Raw genomic sequence first — 20,816 nt, 5'->3', positions numbered from 1 at the left:
GCTGCGGCGGGGGCTCGGGGGGTGTCCGGGAAGGGTGTCCGTGAAAGCCGTCCGTGGCGGACAAGCCGTCCGTGGCGGACCCGGCGGCCGTCGCGCGGCACCTGGACGCCCGGACGCAGACCGTCTACGAGGCCCTCGCGCTGCGCCCGGAGGCGACACCGGCTCCCGACCACCGCGGGGACGACGGGATCACGGCCCGGATCTACGGCGCCTGCTCCGCCCGGGGCCTCTCCCACCTCCTGGAGAGCATGAACGACACCGGCGCCGACCAGCCCCGCACGGCCGCCCTGCGCGCCCGCTTCACCCTCACCGGGGTCACCCGGCCCGAGTGGGAGGAGGCGGTCGGACGGGCCCGGCAGAGCCTGACCGCCCAGGGCTGGACGGTCGCCTCCTCCGACGAGTCCGCCCCGGTCCCCAGCCTGACGCTGACGCCGCCGGACACCGGCCCCGGCTCCCTCGCGGAGAGCGCCTCGCTGCGCTTCGACCCCGCGTACCACACCCTCGAGGTGAGCGCGGGCAGCGAGTGCGCCCGCTACCCCGACGGCACCGCGGTGGACCAGGAGGGCCGCCCGGCCGACCTGCCGACCAGGACGCCGGGCCGGTTGGCGAGGAAGAGGGTGCTGACGCTCTCCGGACGGACGGCCGGCTCGATCGCCGGCTCGATCCCCTCCGCGCACCGGATGGCGGCTTCGCCCAGGTCCACGCCGAACTTGAACGCCACCGCTTCGGAGATCAGCCCGCCGCCGGTGCGGGCGGCGCACTCGCCGAACACGAGCCCGCCGGTGTCGGGCCGGCGGAACAGCTCCATGTGGAACACCCCGCGCCGCAGGCCGAGGGCCCGCAGCGCCTCCGTCACGACCGGCCGCGCCAGGGCGAAGGCGTCCGCGTCCTCGGTCGGGTCGAAGCGTTCCAGCTGGAGCACCCGGTTGGCGTCGACGGCGGTCAGGCACGGCTCCGCGTAGGTGCCCACGCTGAGGAACCGGAGTTCGCCGTCGAAGACCACGCCGTCCGCCATCCACTCCTCGCCCGGCGTGAACTCCTCCAGGACGAAGGTGCGTTGCGGAACGCCCCGGCGCCGGTACTCGGCGCAGGTGTCGATCAGCTCGGACAGCCCCCGGACGACCGAGGTGTTCCGGGTGCCCGCCCCGGCGATGGGCTTGAGCACCGCCTTGTCGAAGTCCGCGAGGGCGGACGGATCCAGGTGGTGGATGTCCTCGATGACGTGCGAGGCGCCGACGTCCAGGCCGGCCGCCGCGACGGCCCGCTTCTGCAGCCACTTGTCCCGGAAGTTCGGGGCGATGTCCGCGGCCACGGCCGTCGGGAGGTCCAGGACCCGGGCGAGGGCCGCGACGGTGACCAGGGCCTCCTCGTCGGAGGTCTGGAGGAAGCGGAACTCCCGCTCGGCGGCGCCGGTCCGGCGCAGGGCGAGGAGGACGCTCTCGATGCTCGTCGGGTCCTCGGCGAAGATCCCCACGGCCCCGTCCGGGAGCTTCAGGTAGCCCCAGTCCGCCAGGTGCGGGCCGTGCACCACGTACGGCGTGATGCCGTTCCGGAGGCAGGCGCGCATCGCGTACGGGTCCGTGCCGACGATCAGGGCCGAGGGCTGGTCCTGGGGCAAGGCTTCTCCTTCGTTGTGGGGCTGAGGGGGCGGCGGTCCGGGGGCGGACCGGGAAGACGGGTCGGAAGGGTGGACCGGGACGGCGGGTCTAGAGGTCGGCGATCCGCCACACCCCGATCGACTTGTCGGCGAAGCGGTGCTCGACCCGCCTGCCGTCCTCCTCGGTGACGTAGACCTCGGTGCACTGCTCGTCGAGCACCCGGAAGGGCTCGGGCAGCAGGAAGGGGGCCCGTCGGAGGTTGAGCGGACGCCAGCCGCCCGCTTCGGTGGCGGCCTCGTTCCCGGCCCGCCCGGTGAAGGTGGTCGTCGCCAGGTAGGTCGAGCCGCTGCGCCGGATGTTGTCCAGCGCGCGGTGGACGTCGTCGTCTCCGAGGTGCACCAGGCAGTCGCGGGAGAACACCAGGTCGACCTCCGGCAGCGGGTCGCGGGTGAGGTCGAGGACCCGGAACTCGCGGTCGGCGCGGGCGAAGCGCGCCCGGTTGCGCTCGACCACCGCGGGGACGATGTCGGCACCGATGTAGCGGTCGACGCCCAGGTCGACCCTGGACATCCAGAAGAAGTCCCCGCACGGCGCGTCGAGCAGGCTCCGGACGCCGAGTCCGGCGAGCAGGGAGGGCAGTTCGGCACGCAGCGCGGCCGTCTGGGCCAGGTTCGACCCGAGGCCGGAGCGGGATTCGTCGTCGTCGGCCCCGCTGTCCTCGGTCAGCGTCCAGGCCCCGCTGGCGTAGATCCGGGCGAAGGTCTCCTGGAGCGGCACGCGCGGTGGCCCGTCGGCTTCCGGTGCCGCCACGGAACCGCGCGTGTCCTGCTGCCGGGTGTCGTCGGTCATTGGTCCTCCTTGGTCGTACGGACGGATGCCGGCACTGCTGCCGAAGCCTGTTGCGGACGGTCCGCCCCCGCCTCCGCCGCGGCCTGCGGCTCGGACGGCAGGGTGCGGACCCCCGGGACGGCCAGCACGACACCCGCGGTCGCGGCGACCAGGCAGGCCGCGCCCAGGAAGACGGCGCCGATGCCGACCCGGTCCGCGATCGGGGCGGCGACCGCCAGGCCGAGCGGGAGGAAGACGAACGAGCCGAAGGCGTCGTAGGACATCACCCGGGACATCGACTCCTCCGGCACGTGCTTCTGCAGTGCCGTGAGGAAGGTGACGTCGTTGAGGCTCATGCACAGGCCGGTGACGAACATCGCGCCGGCGGTGACGGCGACCGGCGCGGCGCAGGCCAGCGCGACCAGGGACGGCACGATCCCCAGGGTGAACAGCACCGCGGCCCGCAGGGGCCGGCGGGGCCGCAGCCGGATGGCCAGCAGGCTGCCCGCCACGAAGCCGACCGCCTGCGCGGTGAGGACGGCGGCCCATCCGGAGGCGCCGCCGAGGTGCGCCTCGGCCTCGACCGGTCCCAGCACGATGAAGCCGGCGCCGATGCACACGTTCACCAGCGCGAGTTGCGCCACCGCCGCCCACAGCCAGGTCCGTTCGGTGAACTCCCGCCACCCGTGCCGGAGTTGGGAGAAGATCCCTTCCTCCGTGGGCGACGGCTGGTCCGCTGTGCCGGTCAGCCGGACTCCGGCGAGGAGCACCGCGGACACCAGGAACGTCGCCGCGTCCACCACCAGTGCCCAGCCGGCGCCGAGCAGGACGACCAGCACGCCCGCGAGCGCCGCGCCGCCGATGCTGCCCGCGTTCATCGACAGCTGGACCAGCGCGTTGGCGGACTGGATCTTCTCGGCGGGCACGAGCTGCACCGTGACGCTCCGGGACGCCGGGGTGAACAGCGCGCTGGCGGCGCCGCTGACCATCGACAGGACGACCAGGCCCGCCAGGGAGTCCGTCCCGGTCAGCACCAGGACCGCGACCGCTCCCTGGGCGAGACCCGCGGTCAGGTCCGCCCCGACCATGACCCGGTGCCGCGGCAGCCGGTCGGCCAGGACACCGCCGTACAGCAGGAACGCGACCTGGGCGGCGATCCGGGCGGCGGCCACGATCCCGAGGGTCGAACCCGAGCCGTCCGGCATTCCGAGGACGGCGAAGGCGAGCGCCACCGGTGCGATGGCGTCACCCAGCAGGGAGACGGACCGGGCGGAGAACAGCAGCAGGAAGGAGCGGTCTCGGAGGATGGAGAGGTCGGCGCGCACACAAGGCCTTTCACGTTCTGGCCCGACGGGATCGAGCTGGTCGGGGAGCCGTCACACCGCGGTCCGGTCCGGGTGGTCGGGGAGCCGTCACACCGTGGTCCGGTCCGGGTGTTCGGGTGGCGGTGCCGAGAGGCGGGCGCGGGTGGCGGCGAGCCGCTCCAGCGGCACCGGGTCGGCCTTCCAGGGGCGGTGGAGATGGTCCCCGGCCGCCCGGGGCACCAGGTGGACGTGCAGGTGGAACACGTCCTGCCAGCCCGCGTCCCGGTTCGCCTGGAACAGCGTCAGGCCGTCCGGCGCCAGCACGTCCCGGATCCGCCCGGCCATCAGGTGGACGGTGGCCATCACGGCGGCGGCGTCCTCCGGGGTGATCTCCCAGAGGTCGGCGGCGTGGCGCTTGGGGATCACCAGGGTGTGCCCGTCCATGACCGCGGTGATGTCGAGGAAGGCGATGGTCCGTTCGTCCTCGTGGACGACGGCGGCGGGCAGCCGGCCCCCGACGATGGCGCAGAACACGCAGTCCGCGGACCGCGGGCCGTCGCCCCGGTCCCGCTCCGGCCCGCCGGTGGGCGCAGGGGCCGCGGTGGCCGGCCGGGGCGTCATCGCGCGACCCGGCGGGAGAGTTCGGCCAGGTCGCCGGCGGTCCGCGACAGCGGGAAGCGCCCGCTGTTGACCAGGCCGGCCGCGGCCAGGTCGTCCAGCCGCTCCGGCGAGCGGAGGAACTCCTCGATGCGGCCCCGGAGCGCCGTGAAGTCCCCGAAGTCGACCGGGAGCGCGGAGCGGCCGAGCACCTCGGTCAGGCCCGGCACGGGCTGGTAGGCGACCGGCAGGCCGCACGCCTGCGCCTCGATGGTCACCAGCCCGAACGCCTCCAGCCGGAGCGAGGGGACGATCAGGAGGTCGTGTCCGCCGAACGCGCGCCACAGGTCCTCCCGGGACAGCCAGCCGAGGCGGCGCACCCGCGACAGGTCGGAGCGTGCGGCCAGGGCCGCGAACTCCGCCGGGGGAGCGGCCACGGAGAGCTCCACCCCGGGGAGCGAGGCCACCGCCGCGATCAGGCCGGAGGTGGCCTTCTCGGCGGTGAGCCGACCCGCGTAGAGCACCCGCAGGACGCCCGCTTCGCGCTCCGCGCGGTGCCCCGCCGCCCCGGTGGGCCGGTCGGCCAGCAGCCGGTCGGGGACGCCCCAGGGGATGTGGACGATCCGGTCCGACGGGACCGGGGCGATCCGGCGCAGCCGGTCCGCCATCGCCCCGGTGGGGACGACGATCGCGTCGGCCGATGCCGCGGTCTCCCGCAGGACGGCGGCCTGGGTCGGGTGGTCCTCGGCGAACAGCAGGTCGGTGCCGTGCACCAGCGCGATGCTCGGCCGGTCGGGAAAGACCTGCTGCAGGGCGGTCGTCGCGCCGAAGGCCAGGTGCTGGAGGTGCAGCACGTCGTGGTCGGCGGCGGGGTACCTGTCCCGGACGGCGGCGCCGAGCCGGTCCACGTAGGCCCAGAACGCCGGCCCCGACACCGTCTTGCCCGGCACCGCGAGCAGGGCCGGTGAACCGGAGGTGTCGGGCGCCTGCCGGTCCTCCGGGGCGAGCATGAAGACGTCGGCGGGGATGAGCGGTTCCGGCCCGCCGTACAGGTCGCGCAGCAGCTCGACGCTGCCGCCGGGGCTGTCCGGGGGGAGGTCGATCCCGGTGAGGACGTTCACGCGAGCTCCTCGTACAGTCGCGACGTGTCGATGCCGCTGGTCCGGGTGTACTTCCGGCCCATGTTCTGGTAACTGGCCTCCGCGCCGAGGGTCTTGAGGAAGATGATCTTCCCGAAGGTCATCCCGGGGTAGATCCGCACCGGGCGCACGACGCGGATCTCGAGCGTCCACCGGATGGCGTGGCCGACGTGGCCGAGCGGTGCCGAGACGTGCACCCAGACGCCCAGCGCGCCCACCGTGCGGTCACCGTTGATCATCTGCGCGAAACGCTCGGAATGGGTGCGCTCGTGGGTGACCCCGAGGTAGAGCCTGCCCGGCAGCAGCACCATGCCGTCCGGCGGGATGGTGCGCTCCTCGAACTCCGTGGAATGCGCCGCGTCGAGTTCGGACTCGCACACCCGGATGGTGTCGCCGAGTCGCCAGTCGTAGGCGTTCGGGGAAATCCTTCGGGGGTCGAACGGCTCTATGACGATGTCACCGGAGTCGATCGACCTGGCTATTTCCGCCCGGGTGAGGATCACAGCTGCCCCAACTTGTCCCGCCAGTAGCGCGATTCCTGCGGTCCGACCGCGCCCTGGTACTTCCCGGAATAGGGCTCGATATCGCCGAGCGTGTCGAAGAACATGATCTGCCCGATCTTCATCCCGGGATACACCCGCAGCGGTCGGACCGCGGACAGCATGAGGGTCCACTGGCCGTGGAAGCCGATGTCCCCGATCGGGGCGGTGATCTCCACGAAGAGCCCGAGCCGGCCGACCGAGGAGCGCCCGAAGAGCAGGGGCACGAAGACGTCGGATCCGACCTCCTCCACGGTGTGCCCCAGGTAGAGCTGGTCGGGCTCCAGCACGAAGCCGCTGGAGTCGATCTTGGTGGCGTCGGTCCGGTTGGGCCGGTACGCGTCGATGACGCTGTCCGTGTAGGTGATCAGCGTCTCCCCGAGGCAGACGTTGTAGCTGTTCGGGTTCACCTGGTCCCGGTTGAACGGGGATATGGAAATCCTGCCGTCGCGGGCGGATTCAACGATTTCTGGTCCCGTCAGGATCACAGGAGGCTCCCACTCTTCCGGCCTGCCGGACAAAACGGCGGGCGCGCACCGACGAGGCTTTTACGGGTCGTTTTCCAGGACGTTTGCCAGCTCGTCCGAGCATGCTCCATACTCATCCCCCATGAAACACGTCATAGCCCTTGATGTGGGCGGTACCGGAATCAAGTCCGCCCTGATCGGAAGCGGCGGAGAATTACTTCACCAGGCCCGCCGGGAAACCCCTCGCGAACGCGGCACCGACACCGTCGTGGAATCGGTGCTCGAGGCGGCCGCCGAAATGCGCGCCCACGGCGAGCGCCGCTTCGGCCGGCCCGCGGCCGCGGTGGGCGTCGCCGTGCCCGGCATCGTCGACGTCGGCACGGGTACCGTCGTGTTCGCGGCCAACCTCGGTTGGCACGACCTCCCGCTCGGCGCGCTGCTGGCCGACCGCCTGGGCGGCGTGCCGGTCGCCTTCGGCCACGACGTCCGCACCGGAGGACTCGCCGAGCAGCGGATCGGCGCCGGCCGGGGTGCCGAACAGTTCCTCTTCCTGGCCATCGGCACCGGCATCGCGGGCGCGATCGCCCTCGGCGGACGGATCGAGGCGGGCGCCCACGGCGCCGGCGGCGAGATCGGCCACATCGTGGTCCGGCCCGGAGGCGCCGCCTGCCCCTGCGGCCGGCGCGGCTGTCTGGAGCAGTACGCCTCGGCCTCGGCCGTCGGACGGGCCTGGGCCGCGGCCTCGGGCCGGCCCGCCGCCGACGCGGCGGACTGCGTCCGGGCGCTGGAGGCCGGCGACAGCCGCGCCCGGACGGTCTGGGACGACGCCCTGGCCGCGCTCGCCGACGGTCTCGTCACCTGCCTCACCCTGCTCGACCCGGGCACCGTGATCATCGGAGGCGGGCTGGCCGAGGCCGGGGACACCCTGTTCGAACCGCTGCGCGCGGCGGTCGGGAAGCGGCTCGCCTTCGAGCGGATGCCGGAGATCGTGCCGGCGGCACTCGGGGAGACGGCGGGCTGCCTCGGCGCCGGCCTGCTGGCCTGGGACCTCCTCGACGGCTGACGTCCTTCGCCCCCCGCCGTCGGCCCGCCGCTCCCATGGCGGGCCGACGGCGCGGGAACGGGACGGTACGGGCCGCGCATCAGGCCCCCGCCAGCACGGCGAGCTCCGACCTCACGGACTGCTGCTCCCAGCTCTCCCGATCGCGCAGGTAGACCGGCCGGTCGGCCTCGATGGCCCGGGTCTCGGCCCCGCCGGGCGTGAGCCGCCAGCGCACCGAGCCCGTCACCGGCCGGGCGCAGAAGTCCATGAACGACTGGGTGGCCGCCCGCAGTTCGCCGAACCAGCGGCCCTCCAGCGCCTCCCGCACCCACAGCTGTTCGAGGTGCATCTTCTCGCGGATCGTCTCGGCCGAGAGCACCGCCGACTCGAGGTGCCGGTAGCTGCGCAGCAGGAGCCACGCGGCCGGCATCTCCCGGATCTCCAGCACCTTCTCGCCGCCGGCGAGGTGCTCCAGGCCGCTGTACCGCCCGAGGCCGAAGGCGCCGACCCGCCGGTTCAGCTGGTCGATCAGCGGCACCAGCGGCAGGCGGGTGCCGTCGACCGCCACCGGCGTACCCCCCTCGAACCGCACCTCGACGCCGTCCTCGGTGACCGCCGGTCGGCGCGCGCTCCACCGGAACAGCTGCTCCGGCACCGCGTGCTGCTCGGGGTCGTCCAGGAGCCCGGACTCGAACTCGCGGCACCAGAGGTTCGAGTCGCCGCTCACGACGCGCTCGCTCATCCGGGCGAGGCCGGCCTCCTTCAGCTCCTGGATCTTGACCTCCCGGCCCACCGGGTCGAGGTCGTACGGGCTGCCGTAGGCGCCGTCGAAGCCCAGCAGTTCCAGGGCGCCGTTGAGTCTGCGCATGGTGTTCTGGGAGCGGTTGGCGGTGTGCAGGACGGCCGCCGCCCCGAGTTCCGCCGCCAGTTCGGCGGCGAACCGGGCGATCAGCGGGCGGCTCAGGGTCGAACTCACCGGGTGGGTCCCCAGGTAGACCGCCTGGCTGACGATGGCCGCCCGCACGAACTCGTCGGCGAAGGCTCCACGGCCGTCCACGACGTGCAGCCGGACCCCCAGCTCGTCGGCGATCTGCTGTTTCTGTTCGCTGGTCTCGTCCTCGCCGAGGTCCACGCTCAACGCGTGGACGTTCCGGAACCCGGCGTTCTTCAGTCGCAGCAGGAGGAAGCTGCTGTCGAGCCCTCCGCTGAAGAGCGTGACGACGGGGGCTTCCGCCGGTAGGGCATCGGTCGTGAGTTGACGGAAGGAGCGGATCAAGCGGTGGTGGCTTTGCATGATGGTCCTTCGAGACGCGGTGGGGGAAGTGGTTCGGCGCGTGCGGCGGCCGTCCCGCGGGTGAGGTCCGCGGCCCGGGCGGCGGGCGGCCTCAGTCGTCCGAGTAGGTGCCGAAGGAGGAAGCGGATTCCGGCCAGTTCTCCTTCTGCCACCGGCGCAGTTCGGGGTAGCTCGCGTGCGCGGGCACGACCAGCAGCCGCTCGTCGAACCACGCGGTCAGGGAGTCGCGGCGTTCGCGGAACTCCTCCCGGGTGCGGCCGCTCAGCACGACCTGGCCGACGGCCTCGGTGGTGCTCGCGAGCGCGTCCGCCATGCGGAAGCCGTAGGGGAGTTCCAGTCGCAGGTACTCGACCCCGGGCAGGGCGCGCACCTCGGCCGGGGTCGGGTAGCCGACCAGGACGCCGGGACGGTTGTTGAGGTAGGTGGAGCCGATCGTGTCGGGCCGCACCGAGGGCTCGATCCGGGGGTCGGTCCCGGCCGCGCAGCGCAGCCCGGCGAGCGCCAGGTCGACGCCGAACTTGGCTTCGACCAGCTCGGGTTGGAGCAGTCCACCGGTCCGGGCCGCACACTCGCCGAACACCAGCCTCCCGGTGTCCGGCTGGTGGAAGAGCTCCATGTGGAAGGTGCCGCGCCGCAGGCCGAGCGCGCGCAGGGCCGGTTCCACGACCGAGCGTGCGAGGTCGTAGGCGGAGGCGTCGGCGACCGGGTCGAACACCTCGACCTGGAGCGCCCGGTTGAAGTCCACCGTACTCAGGCAGGGCTCGCCGTACGTGCTGACGCTGAGGAACCGCAGCTCTCCGTCGAAGACCACGCCGTCGGCGATCCACTCGTCGCCCGCAACGAACTCCTCCAGGACGAAGGTCCGTTGGGGCATGCCGGCGCGCCGGAGCTCGGCACACCGGGCGATCAGCCCGGCGCGGCCCTCGACGACCGAGGTGTTCCTGGTGCCGGCACCGGCGACCGGCTTGAGGACCGCCTTGTCGAAGTCCTCGACGCTCGCCGGATCCAGGTGGTGGACGTCCTCGATCAGGCGGGACCGGGTGACCTCGATGCCGGCCGCGGCGAGCGCCTCCTTCTGCAGCCACTTGTCCCGGAACCGCACGGCGGTGTCCGGGTCCACGGCGACCGGGGCGCCCAGGACCTCGCCCAGGGCCGCCACGGTGACCAGGGCGAACTCGTCCCCGGTGTGGACGCAGTCGAAGTCCCGGTCGGCGAGGCCGGCCCGGTGCAGCGCGAGCAGCACGCTCTCCACGCTGGAGGTGTCCTCGGCGAAGACGGTCTCGACCCCGTCCGGAATTCCGATGAACCCCCAGTCGCGCAGGCCGGGGCCGTACACCACGACGGGCTCGATTCCGTTGCGGAGCGCGGCCCGGATCAGGTACGGGTCCGCTCCGACGATCAGGGCCGAGGATCGGTTCTCAGACACGGGTCTCCTTTGGAACGGGGCGGGTCCAGCCCACGATGTTCGTGCATCGATTCAGTGGCAATGCCCCACCTGATGCCGCCGCTTCGGCGAATTCGCCGGGGCCTCGGGCGCGAATGACCGGGGGAATGCCTGCGGGGATGCGCGGAATGCGTCCCGTTCCACCTATCCGTCACGCTCCGACGGATACGCGAACCCCCCGGTCGGCTCCGGAACCATGGCGTCGTGGTTCTTGATCCATAGTCCATGACAAGCAGTTGATGTGCAATGGCACATTGCATCTCGCGGTGCCGGCGTCCCTATTTGACCCGTTTTGGCCGTCTATTTTCACATCGGATCACAAGTGGAGTCGGATCCTCCAGCGCGCTCGACAGGGCTTCCCCGGAGGGCATGTGACGGACCATCGGACAACCGGGCGTGTCTCCGGCGATCTGGGCAAGCGGGGCCGGATCGGACATAGCGCATGATTGCCGGTATTCCCCGGAAGAGGGTGGCGGGACCTCTTCCGATTGCTTAGGCTCCTGGAGGTTCCGGCACTTGCCCGGTGCGGCGGAAAACGGGTTCCGACGGAATTCCCGGACGCGCCGCGGTCGGCCCTTTCCGCCTCCCGGCCCGGCCGGAGTGAGGACACCTGACAATTCCGTCCCGGCCGACCCGGACCTTCACGGGAACCCGCGCGACCCGTCGGCCGCCGGGATTCCCGCCCACCCGCGCGGCGTCGGCGTCGGTCCCATCAACACGCATTACGCGGCGCCGTGTCCATCGACCCGGTCAGCGCACGAGAGGACGGAGTCAGCCAGTGATCCAGCGGAACAACGGACCGACCGGGGACGAGCCGGGGGCCACCGTGCACGCCCTGTTCGAACACCATGCGGAGCTCGCCCCGGACCGGACGGCCGTGGTCGCGGACGACGGGCAGCTGAGCTACCGCGAGCTGAACGCCCGCGCGAACCGGCTGGCCTGGCGGCTGCGCGAGGCGGGCGTCGGGCCCGACACGCTCGTGGGCATCTGCGTCGAACGCTCCGCGGCGATGATCGTCGGGCTGCTGGGCATCCTGAAGGCGGGCGGTGCGTACGTCCCGCTCGACGCCGGATACCCCGCCGAGCGGCTGGAGTTCATGCTCCGGGACACCGCCGCCCCGGTGCTGGTGACCCAGCGCCGGCTCGCCGACCGGCTCCCCACGGGCCGGGCGACCGTCGTCCTGCTCGACGAGGACCCGGCCCACCACCCCTCCGGGAACCCGCCCGTCGTCGGCCGGCCGGAGCTCGCCAACGTCATCTACACCTCCGGATCCACCGGAACACCCAAGGGCGTCCTGGTTCCGCACCGGAGCGTCGTGCACCTGGTGACCGATCAGGACTACGTGTCCATCGCGCCGGACGACCGGGTCGCCGCCCTCGCCACACTGTCCTTCGACGCCTCCACCTTCGAGATCTGGGGGCCCCTGCTCAACGGCGCGACCTGCGTCGTCTACAGCTTCGGCGGCACCGACCTGACCGCCCTCTGCCGCCGGGTCCACCGGGACGCCGTCTCCGTCCTGCACCTGACCAGCCCCGTCTTCCGGCTGTTGGAGCCGGCGCACCTCGCCGACCTCTCCGGGGTGCACACCCTCCTGTTCGGCGGGGACTCCATCCGGGCCGAGGTGGCGGACCTCGCGCGGCAGGCCTTCGCGGGGCGGCTGATCCACCTGTACGGGCCGACCGAGACGACGGGCTTCGCGACCTACCAGGACGTCCGGACCATGGCACCGGACGCCACGATGATCCCGATCGGCACCCCGCTCGACCGGGTCCGGGTCCGGGTGCTCGGGCCGGACGGAGCGGACGTCCCGGACGGGGAGAGCGGAGAGCTCCACATCGGCGGAGCCGGCATGACCCGCGGCTACCTCGGCCGCGCCGAACTCACCGCCGAACGCTTCGTCCCGGACCCCGACGACCGCGCCGGCTCCCCGCTCTACCGCACCGGTGACCTCGTCCGGCGCGGCCCGGACGGGGCGCTGCGCTTCCTGGGCCGGATCGACCGCCAGATCAAGGTGCGCGGCTACCGGATCGAACCGGGCGAGATCGAGGCCGCGCTCACCCGGCACCCCGGGGTGCACGACGCGGTCGTGGTGGCCCGGGACGACGGCGCGGGGGACAAGCGCCTCGACGCCTACGTCGTCCCGTCCTCGGGACCTGCCTCGGGACCGGCCTCCGGACCTGTCGGCACCGCCGACGGCGCGGGACGCGACCGGGAACTGGTGGCCGACCTGCGCCGGCGGCTCTCGACGGAGCTGCCGCGGTACCAGCGCCCGGCCTCGATCACCGTGATACCGGCGATCCCGCTCACGACGAACCTCAAGGTGGACGCGGCGAAGCTGCCCGCCCCCGCCGAGGAGCGCGATGCCGCCCAGGGCTCCCCGACCGCCCCCCGCGACGAGCTGGAGTCGGCGCTCGCCGCGCTCTGGCGCGAGATGCTCGGACTCACCGAGGTCGGGATCGACGACGACTTCTTCACGCTCGGCGGAGACTCCGTCTCGGCGGTGCAGCTGGCCACCGCCGCGACCCGGCTGTCCGGCGTCCCGGTCACGGTGCGTGACGTCATCGGCTCTCCGACCATCCGCGGACTGTCCGCCGTGGCCGACGGATCCGCCGCCGTGCGGGCCGACGGTGCGGCCGGCGCTCCGGCCGGTTCGCCGCGGCCGACTCCCGCCGGAGGCCCCGCATGAGCGGCCGGGCCCCCGCCGACGCGCCTCTGACCAGGGCGCAGAAGTTCCAGTGGTTCCTGGAGAAGGGGCTGGCCGAAGGACTCCGGCCGATCCCGGCGGGGACCGACGAGGCCGCCGCCCAGCGCCTGGTGCACGCGCTGGAGGACCGGTTCGAGATCCTCCGCACCTCCCTCGCCGTCGTCGACGGAGAACTGCGGCAGCTGGTCCACCCGTCGGGCTCCCCGGTGCGGGTCGTCGACGTCGCACCGGACGGCACCGCCGAGCGGAGCCTGGCCGACCTGGTACGGGTGTTCACCGCGCACACCCACGGCAGGGTCGGCCGGTTCCTCGTGCAGTTCCACCTGCTCCGGTCCGGGGACCGGCGCTGGTTGGCGGTGGTCGCCGACAACGTGGCCGTGGACGCCGGGTTCCACGGCGTGGTGGACCAGCAGCTCACCGACCTGCTGCACGGACGGACGGACAGCCCGGACACCGGTGTCCCGCACCGGCGCCCCGGGATCCAGCCGGCCGAGCAGGCCCGGCGCGAGGCCGACCCCGGCGAGGACACCGAACGCACCAGGGCGCTCGACTACCTGCGGCGGCACTTCTCCCACGCACCGGCACGGATGCACCCGCACCACCCTCCGGGCGAAGGGACGGCGGGCCGCTACTACCGGAGCACGCTCACCCTGCCCGGCGCGGACGGCCTCTTCGCCCGCGGCATGGCCCACACCGGGCTGCTGCCCTCGGCCGTCGTCCTCGCCGCCTTCGCCCAACTGCTCTGCCTGCGTGCCGACACCGACGCGTGCACCGTCAACGTGTCGCTCGACAACCGGCACAACGCCGACCTCCGCCGGGTGCTGTGCGCCACCGCGCAGCGCACCCCGGTGGCCCTCCGCCGGCAGGGCCGGAGCCTGCTGGAAGCGGCCGCCGAGGTCCAGCGGACCCTGGCCGAGGGGCACCCCGCCTACGGCCGGTACGACCCCTTCGACCTGATCCGCGAACGGGTCGAGGCCCAACACCGCCGAGGCGTCTGCCTCTCCACCGACCTCGCCTTCAACTTCATTCCGCCGCCGCAGGGTTGGCGGGAGCTGATCGAGGCCGAGCCCGGCCCCACGGACGAGCCCGGCGCCGCGGATCGGCCTGGTTCCACGGACGGGCCCGGCACGACGGACCGGCCCGGCTCCCGGATCAGCTGGGCGACCACCACGGAGACCTCCTACGAGTACGGAGCCAGCCTGTCGGTCCGCTGGGCCGACCCGCACACCGTCCGACTGTCCGTCCACGGCGACTCCAGGGTCCTGGAACCCGAGCAGTGCGCGGCACTGCTGCGCGGCGTCGAGCTGGTCCTGACCAGGGCCGCGACGGGCCGGGACTGCTCGCCGGACGAGGTCGCGTCCGCCGTGGGACTGCTCCGGCTTCCCCGCGGCCCCCGCGAACGGCACTCCGGCGGGCGGTGGATCGACCTCCGCGCGATCGAGGACCTCCTGCTCGCCCTGCCCGGGGTCACGGCGGCCGGGGCGTCGCTCGAACCCGGCGGCGCGTCCGGCACCCCCCGGCTGACCGCCCGGGTCACCGCGGCCGACGGCAGCGCGCTCACCCCGTTCGACCTGCGGGAGGAACTGCTCCGAGCCGTGCACACGGGCGCGATCCCGGCGGTCCCCGACTGGTTCGAGATCGACGGCGGCGACGCCTCGGACGGGCGGTCGCTCCCCGGCCGCCCGGCGGCCACGGCCGAGGAGACCGCGCTGCTCACCGCCCTGAGCGGGGCCGGGACCGAGCCCGGCCGGGCCCCCGACCTCGACCTCTGCTACCTGCGGGCGGGCGGACGGCCGGAGCACTACCCGCGCTTCGCGGAGCTGCTCCGCCGGCTCGGCTACCACCCGCCCGGTTTCGCCCAGGTCAGCGGCATGGCCACCCTGCGCAGCCTGGCCCGGGAACTCCGTCCGTCCGGCCGGGCCGGAGGCCGGCCCGCGGCGCCGGCCGGCTGACCGGGCCTCCGACGGCGCGACCTCGCCAACCGATCCGTGACCCACCGACCCTCGGAGCACCCATGACCAACGCAATGCCGGAGCCGGTCCTGTCCCAGGAGGAGGTCGATCGCTTCTGGCGGGACGGATACCTGCTGATCCGCGGCGTCCTGACGAGGCAGCAGGCCAGGCACCACGCCGGCCTGATCCTCGACCTGCTCCCGCGAGACCTGCGCGTCCCCGACCACTGGGAGGCGTACGACGGCCGGTTCAAACCCTTCAACACCCCGGGGAACCAGACCTTCGACGGACCGGAGTTCATCCCGCTCTTCCAGAACGAGCGGCTCTACCGGGTGGCGGCCCAGCTCCTGGGACACCCCCGACTGCTCGTCCGGGACGGCTCGGTGGCCATCACCATGCGCAACGACACGGCGCACCCCAGCGAGCTGAGCCAGGACCTGCACATCGACCCGGCGGTACCCGAGGACGCGGACGAGTTCCTGCTCACCCCCGAGGAGGTCGAGATCGGGGGCTGCTACTACTTCACGGACGTGGCCCCGGGCGGCGGCGGCATCCACGTCGTGCCCGGCGGCCACCGGATCGTCGAGGCCGAGTCCCGCGCCGTCCGCCGCGGGCGGCAGCTGCACGACAAGTGGCGCAACATCCCGGACCTCGAGAGCGTCGAAGTGACCGGGCAGGCAGGCGACTTCGTGCTGACCCACCATCTGATGCCGCACGCCGCCTCGCACAACCGGCGCCCCGAGGTCCGGGTCGCCCAGTTCGTCCGCTACGCGCGGGACGACCAGCCCTGGGACGCCGGCGAACGCCCCGGTGACCGCCCGGCCGGTCACTCCTACAACGACCTGCAGACCGCGGCGATGACCCCGCTGGGCCGCCGGCTGCTCGGCGTCGACCCCTGGTAGCGGGCCCTGGCGGTGGCCGGTCCAGCACCAGTGGACCGGTCACCGGCAGCGGCAGCGACACCGGCACTGGCGGCGACACCGGCACCGGCACCGGCACTGCCACAGGCACGCCCGGCAGACCACCCCTCAAGGAGGCCACCACCATGACGACACACCCGGACGGCATACCGCTCGACCTGTCCGTCGACCACGTAGAGCTGTACGTGGAGGACCTCGACGCCAGCGCACGCCACTACGCCCGGGCCTACGGGTTCACCGTGTACGCCACGGCCGACCGGCCGGGCGAGGCGAGGTCCGTCGCCATCGGCCGGGAGCACATCCGGCTGGTCCTCACCCAGGCCCTGGCGGAGGACCACCCCGCCGCCGACTACATCAGGCGGCACGGGGACGGCGTCGCCGACATCGCCCTGGCCGTACCCGACGTGGTCGCCGCCTTCGCCGCGGCCGTCCGGCGCGGCGCCCGGCCACTGGCCGAACCCGAGGAGAAGGACGGCGTGGTCACCGCGGCCGTCGCCGGCTTCGGCGACCTCCGGCACACCCTGGTCCAGCGCCGCGCGGGAACCGACCACCGGCCGCTGCCCGGTTTCACCCCGGCACCGCGGAGCGAGCCGGAAGCGGACACCGGCCTGCTGGCGGTCGACCACTTCGCGGTGTGCGTCGAGGCGGGCCTGCTCCGGTCCACCGTCGCGTTCTACGAGCAGGTCCTCGGCCTGCGCAACACCTTCACCGAGAGGATCGTCGTCGGCGCCCAGGCCATGGACTCCGAGGTGGTGCAGTCGGCGTCCGGCGGCCTCACGCTCACCATCATCGAGCCCGACACCAGCCGCGAGCCCGGCCAGATCGACCACTTCATCAAGAACCACGGCGGCTCCGGCGTCCAGCACATCGCCTTCCGCACCGACGACGCCGTGCGGACCGTCCGGACGATGGCCGAGCAGGGGGTGGCGTTCCTGTCGACGCCGGGCCCCTACTACCGGATGCTCGCCGAGCGGCTGCGGCTGACCCGGCACTCCGTGCCCGCGCTCGCCGCCCTGGGCATCCTCGTCGACGAGGACCACGAGGGCCAGCTCTTCCAGGTCTTCACCCGGACACTGCACCCTCGGCGGACCCTGTTCTTCGAGGTCATCGAGCGGGTCGGGGCCACGACCTTCGGCAGCGGCAACATCAAGGCACTGTACGAAGCGGTGGAAGCGGAACGGCACGAGTGACCGCCACCGCCTCCCGAGGGCCCGGGCCGGCCCGCCGCCCCGGCCCGGACCCTCGGGGGCCGGCGGTCAGCCGGAGACCACCAGCCGGGCCAGCACCGGCAGGTGGTCCGAGGCCACCGGCTCCTCGGTGACCAGGCCGACCCGCACCGGCGTCACCCCCCGGCCCGCGAAGACGTAGTCGATGCAGTCCCGCGGAGCATCGGCCGGGAACGTCGCCACCGGACCACCGTCGAGAACCGTCCAGGAATCGGTGAAAGCAGCCCGAAGCCTGGTTATCTCCGATGTTCCCGGGGCGGCGTTGAAATCGCCGAGCAAAATGGCCGGACCGGTTTCCCCGATCAGCTCCACGACTTCTTCCGCCTGGCGGATCCGGTCGATTTCCGAGAACAGCTCCAGATGCGTGACGAAGACCTGCAGCGGAATTCCGCCGAGGTCGATCTCGACGTGCAGCAGGCCGCGCTGCTCCTCCCCGGGGGACCGGAAGAGGTGGGTGTTCCGCGCACGGGTGATCGGGTGCCGGGACAGCACCGCCGTACCGTACTGGCACCGCGGAGCCGCCGGCGCCGCCGGGTCCAGGTCGATGTTCGCCCCGTACGCCAGGTGGTAGCCGAGCGACCGCGCCAGCTCCGCCACCTGGTCGTTCCACTGGCTGCGCCCGTCGAAGTGCCGGTCCACCTCCTGGAGCCCGACGACCTCCGCACCGCTGCGCCGGATCACCCGGGCGATCCGTTCCAGGTCGAGGACGCCGTCCGTTCCCTCCCCGTGGTGGATGTTGAACGACAGGACGTCGACGGTAGCTTCGGCGGAATCCAACCGGCTGTCCATGCGCACTCCTTTTCCACGGCGGACCGTTCCGCCGCTGCGTTGCCTGATCGGCCGGAGCCCATTGAATACGATCGCCGGCCGGTCCGGCAGGAATTCCCCTCCTGGCGAACGGGCGCCAACATTGTCGGAATTCCCGCCGCCCCGCCGAAAAACACCCCGGGACGGCAGACGCGGAAAAGCGGTCCGCCGGCCGACGTGGAGGTACGAACCCGCGGGCGCGGGGAGGACGACCTGGCGGCCGTTGCCGTTCTGCTCGGCGTCGGCTGACCCCCTGTCGGCGTACAGGAAAACTGCGCAGGCCGGTGCAGACCAACGTGCGCGCGGCGGATGGTGGGTTCAGCCTTCCCTTCGTGTGATGTCGAGGGCTCCGTCGTGTAGGGCGAAGCGGCGGGCCGCCTTGTCGTCAGCCGTGACGGAGGGCCGGCCGGCGCCTTGGAACGCCGCCGTCCGCAACTGGAAGCGGGCGGGGCCGGCGCCGCACATCGCGCGCAGCCGCCACGGGTCGTTCTCGGCGTTCTGCGGGTGCGGCGGCACGGCCAGGTGCACGAGGGCAGAGGCGTCGTGGTCTGCGCCGTAGCGTGTGTGTGCCGAGGTGTAGGAGGCCATCCGGAGTTCGACCTCTACCGGGCCGGGTACCGTCGCGAGGTTCGGAGTGGGCTGCTGCGATGTGCCGGTGATCGGGTGTGGTTGGTCCTGGTCGCGGAGGACGACGAGGAGATCCGGTCGGTGGACGGTCTCCGCCAGCTCGCTGGCGAACCACTTCGCGAGGGCTGGGCCGCCGCGTCCGACCCAGGTCTCGACCAGGTGGCGGAAGGCGGCTTCCCGCCGGTGGGGCAGGCGGTGAGCACTCGCGGCGAGGATTGCCTCGCCGGCTCCGGTGAAGGCTCGGTGGAAGTCGCGTACGGGGACCCGGTCCGCATGCCGGGGACTACGCACCATGCGGACGTGCAGCATGGCGCGGTGCAGAACGGTCGCTGCGGCCATGGCGTTGGCGCCCAGGTCACCCTGGCCATCACCTGCGAGGAGCCCGTCCAACGAGTGCCCGGCGGCCGCAGCCGGCTCGATCATCCAGGTGCGCCGATCCTCACCGAGGCCGGCCATCCATCCATCCCAACGCTGCCAGAGACCGACGCTCGCGCCCGCCTCGCGTGCCGGCCGTCGCCGAGGTCGCGGAGGCAGCGGTCACGTTGAACCCTCCCGGCGGTACCGGGCCAGCCATTCCAAGCTCACGTCGTTTCCCTGCCGGCGCGTGAGCGGCTCCACCGGCCGGCCGCCTCGCGCGACTCCCAGGCTGTCCAGGAGCCGGTCCACCACACCCTCCGGGTCCGCCAGCGCGTCCTCGTACGTCACCGTGATCGGCGTGATCCCGCTGTCGGAGAACCGGCGCGCCCACTCCTCGTTCTGCTCCCGGATCATGTGCTCCCAGTGCGCGATCCGGTCGCGACGGTAGGGAACGTCAGCACCCACGCCACGAACGTCGTCGGCATACCAGACGTCGGTCTCCAGCGCCCGGTACAGAGACACCGCTTGTGCCGCCGTGTCCAGCCGCCGGTTCCACACATATACCGGGCGGTCGAAGGCGCGCTCGATCACCTCGCGCCAGCTCGCTCCACTCGCGGACTGGTATCGCCGCAGCCCGGCGACGACCTCGTCCAGGTACGACCCCATGACGATCAGGCCCAACACGCCGTTGGCTGAAGTCCCGATCCGCATCAGCTTTCGTAGCTGGTCCGGCTGCGTCCGGTGCGCCGGACCGATCGGGATGTCCTCACCGTCCAGTTCGGTAACGTGGTTGTACAGGTACTCCTGCGGGTTGCCCGACAAGCCCGTGCTCTCCAGCAGACCGGCCAGCAGATGAGTCCCTGACCTCGGTGTGCTGCAGATGAGCAGGCATCTGCCCGCCGCCGGCGCCACGTCGCTCGTTCGCGCCACAGGTCGCACCCCCTCTTTGAGCGCCTTGACCGTCGCTCGACCCCCCCTTAGCGTAGTGGTTCCTGGGTCGCACACGTGGGGGGTCGGGGGATGCGCATAGCGATCGCGTTCGACGGTCAGTACGCATCGGCGGCACGCAACATGCTGTCGTCGCTGGCCCGTTGCCTCCCGCCGAAGAGCGGTGTGCGCATCTCGGCACTGATGACAGATGACTCGCCGAGTGCCGACGTCGTCGAGCACGCGATGTCCCGCGGGCTCGATCTGGAGGTCGTCCGTCTGCGCCGCGACCTGTCCGACCTGCCACTGCTGCGCTACCTGACCGGCGCGACGTACGCGCGCCTGTTCCTGCCAGAGCTGGTGCCGGACGACGTGGCGCTGTACATGGACGTGGACGTCGTGCTGATGCGAGACGTGACAGAGCTGTTCGCGACGGACCTCGGTGACAGACCCCTCGCGGCCGTGCGGGACATGTGGCGTCCCAACCTGCACGAGGCGTTGGCAGGCGGAAGCAACGGACGATTCGCGCCCGACGCGCCCTACTTCAATGCGGGGGTGATGCTGTGCAACCTCCGCCAGTGGCGTCGGGAGAGCTTGACCGAGCGGGCCCTCGACTGGCTCGCCAGCCAGGATCAGGTCCCGGTCTGTCTGGAGCAAGATGCGCTCAACGCGCTCACGCACGGTCGATGGATCGAGCTGGATCCGCGCTGGAACGTGTTCCCGATGACTGACTTCCGCGACATCCCGCCCGAGGCTTGGCCGCCGCGACTGGGTACGGAGTACCACGCGTACCGGGATCAGGAGCGACGCGCCTTCGTGCTCCACTTCATCGGCTCCCGCAAGCCATGGCGTCACCCGTACCCGGACACCGAGAACCTCAGGCGATATCGTCACTTCACCACGCCCACCGTCGAGGACTTGACGCCGAACCCTGTCACCTCGCCGTCTCGGCCGACCTCCCCGACCGTCGAGGACTTGACGCCGAACCCTGTCACCTCGCCGTCTCGGCCGACCTCCCCGACCGTCGAGGACCTGACGCCGAAC

Annotated in this window: 18 protein-coding genes; 6 read left to right on the top strand and 12 right to left on the bottom strand. The window is 72.5% G+C overall.

Annotation, left to right across the window (positions count from 1 at the left end; translation table 11 throughout):
• Window positions 1-532 precede the first annotated feature (532 nt).
• From ACWDCZ_RS32530 to dcd, 7 genes are all read right to left on the bottom strand, one after another.
• Window positions 533-1,618: an ATP-grasp domain-containing protein gene (locus ACWDCZ_RS32530; protein ID WP_449817724.1), complete on the bottom strand. Its 1,086-nt coding sequence runs from the start codon at window positions 1,616-1,618 to the stop codon at window positions 533-535.
• 88 nt (window positions 1,619-1,706) lie between these two features.
• Window positions 1,707-2,447 (bottom strand): class I SAM-dependent methyltransferase, encoded by a 741-nt coding sequence (locus ACWDCZ_RS32525; protein WP_449817723.1) that lies wholly within the window; start codon window positions 2,445-2,447, stop codon window positions 1,707-1,709.
• On the bottom strand, window positions 2,444-3,751 hold the full coding sequence (locus tag ACWDCZ_RS32520) for an MFS transporter (protein ID WP_449817722.1): 1,308 nt from the start codon (window positions 3,749-3,751) through the stop codon (window positions 2,444-2,446). Before ACWDCZ_RS32520 ends, ACWDCZ_RS32525 begins: the two co-directional genes overlap by 4 nt.
• 87 nt (window positions 3,752-3,838) lie before the next feature.
• Window positions 3,839-4,351, bottom strand: coding sequence for an HIT family protein (locus tag ACWDCZ_RS32515; RefSeq protein WP_449817721.1), 513 nt, complete (start codon window positions 4,349-4,351; stop codon window positions 3,839-3,841).
• A complete protein-coding gene (locus tag ACWDCZ_RS32510; RefSeq protein WP_449817720.1) occupies window positions 4,348-5,448 on the bottom strand; it encodes a glycosyltransferase family 4 protein in 1,101 nt (366 codons plus the stop codon). The genes ACWDCZ_RS32515 and ACWDCZ_RS32510 overlap by 4 nt, the downstream gene beginning before the upstream one ends.
• Window positions 5,445-5,969 (bottom strand): dCTP deaminase, encoded by a 525-nt coding sequence (locus ACWDCZ_RS32505; protein WP_049649173.1) that lies wholly within the window; start codon window positions 5,967-5,969, stop codon window positions 5,445-5,447. The genes ACWDCZ_RS32510 and ACWDCZ_RS32505 overlap by 4 nt, the downstream gene beginning before the upstream one ends.
• Window positions 5,966-6,493, bottom strand: a complete 528-nt coding sequence (gene dcd, locus ACWDCZ_RS32500) for a dCTP deaminase (protein WP_074005876.1) — start codon at window positions 6,491-6,493, stop codon at window positions 5,966-5,968. The genes ACWDCZ_RS32505 and dcd overlap by 4 nt, the downstream gene beginning before the upstream one ends.
• 121 nt (window positions 6,494-6,614) lie before the next feature.
• Here dcd and ACWDCZ_RS32495 point away from each other — a divergent pair, with 121 nt between their 5' ends.
• Window positions 6,615-7,535 (top strand): ROK family protein, encoded by a 921-nt coding sequence (locus ACWDCZ_RS32495; protein ID WP_449817719.1) that lies wholly within the window; start codon window positions 6,615-6,617, stop codon window positions 7,533-7,535.
• A gap of 79 nt (window positions 7,536-7,614) precedes the next feature.
• On the opposite strand, the gene ACWDCZ_RS32490 is transcribed toward ACWDCZ_RS32495, so the two are convergent.
• Window positions 7,615-8,808, bottom strand: coding sequence for an argininosuccinate synthase-related protein (locus ACWDCZ_RS32490; RefSeq protein ID WP_449817718.1), 1,194 nt, complete (start codon window positions 8,806-8,808; stop codon window positions 7,615-7,617).
• 91 nt (window positions 8,809-8,899) lie between these two features.
• Window positions 8,900-10,234: a hypothetical protein gene (locus ACWDCZ_RS32485; RefSeq protein WP_449817717.1), complete on the bottom strand. Its 1,335-nt coding sequence runs from the start codon at window positions 10,232-10,234 to the stop codon at window positions 8,900-8,902.
• 796 nt (window positions 10,235-11,030) lie between these two features.
• On the opposite strand from ACWDCZ_RS32485, the gene ACWDCZ_RS32480 reads away from it, so the two are divergent.
• From ACWDCZ_RS32480 to hppD, 4 genes are all read left to right on the top strand, one after another.
• Window positions 11,031-12,938, top strand: a complete 1,908-nt coding sequence (locus ACWDCZ_RS32480) for a non-ribosomal peptide synthetase (protein WP_449817716.1) — start codon at window positions 11,031-11,033, stop codon at window positions 12,936-12,938.
• A complete protein-coding gene (locus tag ACWDCZ_RS32475; RefSeq protein ID WP_449817715.1) occupies window positions 12,935-14,908 on the top strand; it encodes a hypothetical protein in 1,974 nt (657 codons plus the stop codon). The genes ACWDCZ_RS32480 and ACWDCZ_RS32475 overlap by 4 nt, the downstream gene beginning before the upstream one ends.
• A 62-nt stretch (window positions 14,909-14,970) precedes the next feature.
• Window positions 14,971-15,810, top strand: coding sequence for a phytanoyl-CoA dioxygenase family protein (locus tag ACWDCZ_RS32470; RefSeq protein WP_449817714.1), 840 nt, complete (start codon window positions 14,971-14,973; stop codon window positions 15,808-15,810).
• A gap of 143 nt (window positions 15,811-15,953) precedes the next feature.
• On the top strand, window positions 15,954-17,018 hold the full coding sequence (gene hppD / locus ACWDCZ_RS32465; protein ID WP_449817713.1) for a 4-hydroxyphenylpyruvate dioxygenase: 1,065 nt from the start codon (window positions 15,954-15,956) through the stop codon (window positions 17,016-17,018).
• A 66-nt stretch (window positions 17,019-17,084) separates the two neighbouring features.
• Here hppD and ACWDCZ_RS32460 read toward each other — a convergent pair whose 3' ends face one another.
• The 3 genes from ACWDCZ_RS32460 to ACWDCZ_RS32450 all read right to left on the bottom strand — a co-directional run bounded on the left by ACWDCZ_RS32460 (window position 17,085) and on the right by ACWDCZ_RS32450 (window position 19,757).
• Window positions 17,085-17,843 carry an endonuclease/exonuclease/phosphatase family protein gene (locus ACWDCZ_RS32460; RefSeq protein WP_449817712.1) on the bottom strand — a complete coding sequence of 253 codons (759 nt, stop codon included), beginning with the start codon at window positions 17,841-17,843 and terminating at the stop codon, window positions 17,085-17,087.
• Window positions 17,844-18,179: 336 nt separating this feature from the next.
• Window positions 18,180-18,944, bottom strand: coding sequence for a hypothetical protein (locus ACWDCZ_RS32455; protein ID WP_449817711.1), 765 nt, complete (start codon window positions 18,942-18,944; stop codon window positions 18,180-18,182).
• Window positions 18,945-19,025: 81 nt separating this feature from the next.
• A complete protein-coding gene (locus ACWDCZ_RS32450; protein ID WP_449817725.1) occupies window positions 19,026-19,757 on the bottom strand; it encodes a Stf0 family sulfotransferase in 732 nt (243 codons plus the stop codon).
• Between the two features lie 108 nt (window positions 19,758-19,865).
• Here ACWDCZ_RS32450 and ACWDCZ_RS32445 point away from each other — a divergent pair.
• Window positions 19,866-20,816: glycosyltransferase family 8 protein (locus ACWDCZ_RS32445; RefSeq protein ID WP_449817710.1), on the top strand; the 951-nt coding region annotated here is incomplete at its 3' end.

The sequence above is a fragment of the Kitasatospora sp. NPDC001225 genome, from assembly GCF_053597855.1.
Note: the sequence above shows the minus strand (reverse complement) of the source record. Positions and strands in the feature narration are given on the sequence as shown.

Bases quoted from the DNA above. Each gene is read 5' to 3' on its own strand.
- ACWDCZ_RS32470 (WP_449817714.1), top strand. From the start codon at position 14,971: ATGACCAACGCAATGCCGGAGCCGGTCCTGTCCCAGGAGGAGGTCGAT.
- ACWDCZ_RS32455 (WP_449817711.1), bottom strand. From the start codon at position 18,944: ATGGCCGGCCTCGGTGAGGATCGGCGCACCTGGATGATCGAGCCGGCT.
- ACWDCZ_RS32490 (WP_449817718.1), bottom strand. From the start codon at position 8,808: ATGCAAAGCCACCACCGCTTGATCCGCTCCTTCCGTCAACTCACGACC.
- ACWDCZ_RS32460 (WP_449817712.1), bottom strand. From the start codon at position 17,843: ATGGACAGCCGGTTGGATTCCGCCGAAGCTACCGTCGACGTCCTGTCG.
- ACWDCZ_RS32525 (WP_449817723.1), bottom strand. From the start codon at position 2,447: ATGACCGACGACACCCGGCAGCAGGACACGCGCGGTTCCGTGGCGGCA.
- ACWDCZ_RS32495 (WP_449817719.1), top strand. From the start codon at position 6,615: ATGAAACACGTCATAGCCCTTGATGTGGGCGGTACCGGAATCAAGTCC.
- ACWDCZ_RS32515 (WP_449817721.1), bottom strand. From the start codon at position 4,351: ATGACGCCCCGGCCGGCCACCGCGGCCCCTGCGCCCACCGGCGGGCCG.
- hppD (WP_449817713.1), top strand. From the start codon at position 15,954: ATGACGACACACCCGGACGGCATACCGCTCGACCTGTCCGTCGACCAC.
- ACWDCZ_RS32475 (WP_449817715.1), top strand. From the start codon at position 12,935: ATGAGCGGCCGGGCCCCCGCCGACGCGCCTCTGACCAGGGCGCAGAAG.